The sequence below is a fragment of the Actinomyces sp. HMSC075C01 genome, assembly GCF_001812965.1.
Lineage (GTDB): Bacteria > Actinomycetota > Actinomycetes > Actinomycetales > Actinomycetaceae > Actinomyces > Actinomyces acetigenes.
The window spans coordinates 864-6,346 of the sequence record NZ_KV811003.1 but is presented as its reverse complement, the minus strand read 5'-3'; the positions used below and the strand labels follow the sequence as shown (position 1 = coordinate 6,346).

General features: G+C 60.1%; 4 protein-coding genes. 2 read left to right on the top strand and 2 right to left on the bottom strand.

Annotated features, from left to right (window positions below; translation table 11 throughout):
* The first annotated feature begins 153 nt into the window (after positions 1 to 153).
* Together HMPREF2883_RS07995 and HMPREF2883_RS07990 are read left to right on the top strand one after the other, a co-directional pair.
* On the top strand, positions 154 to 2,331 hold the full coding sequence (locus HMPREF2883_RS07995) for a hypothetical protein (RefSeq protein WP_141759073.1): 2,178 nt from the start codon (positions 154 to 156) through the stop codon (positions 2,329 to 2,331).
* Positions 2,318 to 3,238 (top strand): toll/interleukin-1 receptor domain-containing protein, encoded by a 921-nt coding sequence (locus tag HMPREF2883_RS07990; RefSeq protein WP_070660759.1) that lies wholly within the window; start codon positions 2,318 to 2,320, stop codon positions 3,236 to 3,238. The genes HMPREF2883_RS07995 and HMPREF2883_RS07990 overlap by 14 nt, the downstream gene beginning before the upstream one ends.
* Position 3,239: 1 nt before the next feature.
* Here the strand turns inward: HMPREF2883_RS07990 and HMPREF2883_RS07985 are convergent, their stop codons facing one another.
* Positions 3,240 to 4,361, bottom strand: a complete 1,122-nt coding sequence (locus HMPREF2883_RS07985; RefSeq protein ID WP_343283829.1) for a DUF6829 domain-containing protein — start codon at positions 4,359 to 4,361, stop codon at positions 3,240 to 3,242.
* Positions 4,362 to 5,187: 826 nt separating this feature from the next.
* On the bottom strand, positions 5,188 to 5,483 hold a 296-nt coding region (locus tag HMPREF2883_RS15240; RefSeq protein ID WP_371080581.1), incomplete at its 5' end, for a DDE-type integrase/transposase/recombinase.

Below are 5,483 nucleotides of genomic sequence, written 5' to 3'. Positions count from 1 at the left end.
CTAGCAGCTCCCATCATCGGGGGACCTCGACCCCTACCCACCGCAACGACGCACCCACCCCACCTACACACTTCAATAGGCTCCAGCTACCACACCCTCAAACACGAAGAGCCGGATTCACCAGACACAGGATCTTCACCTACGCTAGTAGACATGGCACAGCCCCAATCGAGACCGGCAACGACACGACCACTACTCGACATCATCGTCATCCATCATCCCGAAAGTTTACACGGCAATCAGGTGTTCGTCCGACTTCGCGACCACTACCACTCACCAGCATTCGCCGGACTCGTCGGAGGCAGTGTTGAAGTTTACCACCGCAGCATCCCATGGTCTTCTACCGACCCCCAATCGGCGCCCCGCCCTGTGCCAGCCTCTGACTCGCACCCTCTAGCAGCCCAGATCACAGTCGTCATACCCGTCATCGACACGAGCCTCATCCGCGCGACAACCACTGTCGGCACTCCCTGGTCTTTGTACCTCAATGACGCACTCAAGACATACGACAACGACACCTCACGCAGACTTGTCATTCCCGTCATCATCAATTCTGCCTTTCCCACGCACGGCCCCCTAGCCGACCTTCTCAACAACACTCAAGGCATACACGTCTCCGCTGCCCATCTGGCCATCCCCAACCACTCGACCTCGATTGACGAAGAAGACGAAACAACCACCTGGATCGATCATCTTTTTCTTGAGCGCGAAATCAGCCAGGCAATCGTCCAGCACATATCCCCCGATTGGAGCATTGACCACCCCCTCAAAGTCTTCATCAGCCACACAAAGAAGGAGACTTCAGGAGAGGAAGACGTCACCGACATCGTCAAGAAAATCATCGACACCACTCATCTCGACAGCTTCTTCGATGAGCGCTCAATCCAGACCGGTGACAAGTGGAAGGAGGCACTGCAGGATAATGCCAGCAACTGCGCACTTCTCATGATCCGAACTGACCTCTACGCGAGCAGACTCTGGACTCAGAAGGAGGTGCTACTAGCGAAGGAGCACGACGTTCCCATCGTCACGCTGTCCGCACTCGCTCGCGGAGAGGAGCGTGGGTCCTTCCTCATGGACCATGTACCGACTGTCGCGTTTTCCTCGGCGGATACCGACAGCAGCGTCGCTCGCGCGCTGTGCCGCCTGGTCGATGAAGCGCTCAAACGGACCCTATGGGGGCTCCAGGCCTTGTATACGAGTGATACAGGATTCGACTGGAAACCTGTCCACGCCCCCGAGCCGACAACAGTCACCACCTGGCTAAAGAATCATCCGCGCGACGACCGCCACTTGTGGGTCATTCACCCGGACCCCCCACTCACCTCCCACGAGAAAAACCTCATTCGAGACATGTGTGAACTCGCTGGGTTCAAGAGGAATGACGCCAGCCTCACCATCGTGACCCCACGCGAGTTCCTTTCACGGGGAGGTGCCCTCCTCCCCGGGCAGGACCCTTTGATTGAGGCTGGAGAGCGCAGCCTGAACGGCCGCCGCCTCGGTATCTCCGTTTCTCCCTCGGAGGACCTGGAACGCCTCGGTCTTTCAGACTCTCATCTCGACTATGCAGTTGCTGAGCTAGCCCAACTTACCTTCCTTCATGGAGGCACCCTCGTCTACGGAGGCAGGATCAATCAGGACGCTCACGACATGACAACGTTCATGGCAGAGCAGGCCGAGAGATACGCCGATACCCCTAATGCCTTTGAGAACCTCCAGCCGTGGTGCGTATATCTCACTGCGACGGAACAGGACCTCCGCGCGTTCGAGGACCGGATCGCAAACGTCGGCTCCCTAAGAATTGTCTTCGCGGACCAAAAGCTCTCGCTCGCCGAAGCAGCACAACAGCGTGTTGCCTCAAACCGCTGCGATGATTCGGACAAAATGAAGTCCCTTACGGACATGAGGCAACTCGCCGCATCCACGACGCACGCCCGCGTTCTCATCGGCGGAAGCCTCGAACGTTCCACCTACGCACGAGTCCCCGGCACACTCCAGGAGGTATATCTCCAACTCAGAGCCCACCGCCCCGTCTACATCTGTGGCGGTTTCGGTGGAATCGGGGCGGTCGTCGCCGACGCCGTCGGCCTACCGACTCCTGATGACTACACCGTTACCATCCCGGATATAACCCCGGAGGCGGTAGACATGCTGAGCTTTATCAGGGAAAACTGGCAGAATATCGACACTGGACTAACCAATGCGGAACAGGCCGACCTTGCCATGTCCCACCACCCGAGCATGATAGCAGGCCTCATCCTTCGCGGAATGAACCGCCTGGTGAACAATTCGCCGCAAGATTCGAGAGGGGACTCACGTGGCATCGAGTGACCGGAGGCGAGCAGATCGGGTTGCCGCAATCCTCGAGTGTGCGTGTCGGCTCGAGGAGCTCGATGGGACGGTCGTTCAGACCGTCCTCGCGGAGTACGGGCTGGACACGGTGACACCGACTGTCGATTACATCCCGCACGAGCGTCTCATACCGGTGCTTCGCGCCGCCGATACGCGGACTCTGCTCAGTCTGGCAAATTTTCTCAGGCGCCCCAGGACACTCCTGCTCGACGAAGAGCTCCCTTTCCGTGGGCAAGGACTCCGTCTGTTCTTCTCCCATCTCAGCCGGTCACACGAGTTCGTCGAGTCAGTCAGCGCAGTCCTCGAGGATCTCAGCATCGAGGTCCTTATCGCACACCAGGACATTCGCCCCAGTCGCGATTGGCTGGCATTTCTCGCTAACGGTCTCGACCAGTGCGACGGCCTGGTCGCCTTTGTCGAAACGGGATTTCGTGAGAGCGAGTGGTGCGATCAAGAGGTCGGTTGGGCACTCGGCCGACACCGCCCCATCCTGTCCCTATTTCGCGAGCAGACCGTTCCATATGGCCTTGCTGGAAGGGTCCAAGGACTAGCGTTCGAGAATGATGCCCCCTCAACTGTCGCCGAGAAGATCATCTCGTGGGCAGGAACTGAAGAGCTCCTGAGACACAGACTGCTCGAGAGCCTCGTACAGACGCTCGAGAACAGCCCAAACTTCGACACCACACGAGAAGTTGTCAAGATGCTCCGAGAAGTGCCTGCCACGGCTCTCTCCACCGATCTCGCAGATCGGCTCTCAACGGCGGCGACGTCCAACCCGCAGGTCGAGAAGGCCGTCGTTCCCCGCCATACCGGAAGGCGTTACCCGACCGTCCTGTTCTCCACGTGGCTGGCTGAGTTTACCGGACACACGACACCCGATTCCTGAGTCAGGAACGCACACCCAGCGCCTCCTGCCTAAAGTCAAGGTTGGTGATGCCCGGCTCTGGCTCCCCCATGGCGGCTCTGGCACGTCCGAGACGGGCTGCGAGTCCATCCATGGCGGCCCGGATGCCAGCCTTTTGTGCCGTTGCCCGCATAAATGCCGGACCGTAGTACGGCAGGAAGGCGTGAACGCTGACGCCATCACGGCCCAACTCGCGACGCAGTACAGCCCGAATCTCGGGATCGGCGTCCTCCCAGGAGGCGCAGACCGACTCAGCTCCCGCTGCATCCATCACCTGAAGCATTAGAGCCAGACGCGTGACAGCTACTAGATCAGCGTCAGCGACCCGTTCGCTCAGTCCAAGCACCGTTGCACGGAGACTCAGATAGCAGCCATAGCGATCCATTCCTGCAGTCGTCTCCTCACTTCCCATCGCCTCAGCCAGGTCGGTAAACTCATCAACGACCGGCAAGGTCAATGCTGTCGCCCCAACTCTGCCATCGCTAGCTTTGACACCGGCTAGATCGAGCAGCAGGTGAACGAGGTACCAGTCACGCACATGTGAACCGACACCATCCCAGCCCAACAGCACGCCGGCAGGAGCCTCGCCCTGCATCACCTGACCCAGGTTACATTCTAGCCCGAGCACGTCCCGCACCAGGACGCTCTTTCCCTCGCCCAGCACTCCGAGGTTTGGCAAAAGCGCTTTCTGAAGCCGCGGAGTCTTCATGACGCAGCGCAGCAAGTCGTCGTGATCGGTCCAGTCGAGACCTGCGTCTTGTGTCATCTTTACCACCGCCGCGCACTTTCCAGCGTCATGCACCAGCATCAGGTAACGCATGCCCATGAGGCCACTGTCGTCTACGAGGATATTTTTCACCCAGTGATGAAGCGAACGAAAACGCTCTTTCGTCAGAGTGGTTCTCGTTGACGGTTGCCCCCTGACGAACGCGGTGTAGTCCTCCTCTGATCCCGCCCACAGGTACTCGAGACACCTAAGTGAGCACGCAGTTCGAAAAAGCTCACGATACCCAGGCCCATCCGCCTCTGGGGATGGCGCTACGTCATTCTTGAGTAGATGGAGCTCGGGGAATTCCCAAGCCCAGGTCGGTACTCCGCAATGCATCCAAGTCGCTTTGTCACGGAAGGTGTCATCGTGCGCTGAATCCAACTGAACCATGAGAGAAGGATAACGGGGGTACCCCGGCTTCCCGAATCTTTACTGATGAGTGTGAGGTGAGTTCTCAGGCAGGAGGTGGCTGAGCCGGCTTGACGGGGTTGTGGCAGGGCCTGGCGCGTCGCTGAGACGAGGACACGAGCCCCGTAGGGACGATGAGTGGTGTCAAATCAATCCCTCGCCCCCAGGAACCCGCGCTGATGTCAACTTCCACCACGACTGCCCTACCACGCCAGCCTCTGGTCCGGGCCGTTCAGGAGGATGGCTGATCCCAGAGACCGCCGCGGTATGCGCCACGACCTGCCCACGGTGCTGTCCCCGGCCGTCACCCGGGTGCTGGCCGGCTACCGGAGCCCAACAACGATATGGGAGCACACCACAGACCTGACCGGTGCCGACCTGCGCTCTGTGGGGCTGGGGAGAATCAGCCCCTTCCATCTTAAGTCCACGATCTGGCGGCTGCTCCAAGACCCCGCCCCTGCAGACATTGTCAAGCCCCGGGTTTTGTGGAGGCTGGTTTATCTGGTGCCGGTGGTTGCCGGTTGTGATTGTTCCTGGCGGTGGGTGTCGGGTGCCCAGGCGGCTTCGTGCTCGGCGGGGGTTCGCATCCCGATGGCGGAGTGTGGCCGGGTGGTGCCCGTACCAGTGGACCCACTCGGCGGTGGCGAGCACGGGCGGCGTCGATGTCCTCCCAAGGGCCCTGGTTGCGGATCAGCTCGGCCTTGTACAAGGAGCTTGAGCGCCTCGGCCAGGGCAAAGCCGAAAGGAATCCCCTTTAGAGCCTACAGAGGCGACTGCCTCGCAGTCGGCCAGAGCCTGCCCATAGCGAATGGACCGGTACTGCACCCCTCGGTCGCAAGTGGTGCACCAGGCCCGTCAGATCGGCCCCCTGACGTTTCCGCTGCCAGACGGCCATCTGAAGGGCGTCCAGGGCCAGGTCGGTGTACAGGCCGGTGGAGGTCTGCCAGCCCACGATTCGCCGCGAGAAGACATCGGTGACGAAGGCGACGTAGACCCACCCGGAGAACGTACGCACGTAGGAGGGGGTACCTCCCGCTTGCGGGGGAATGT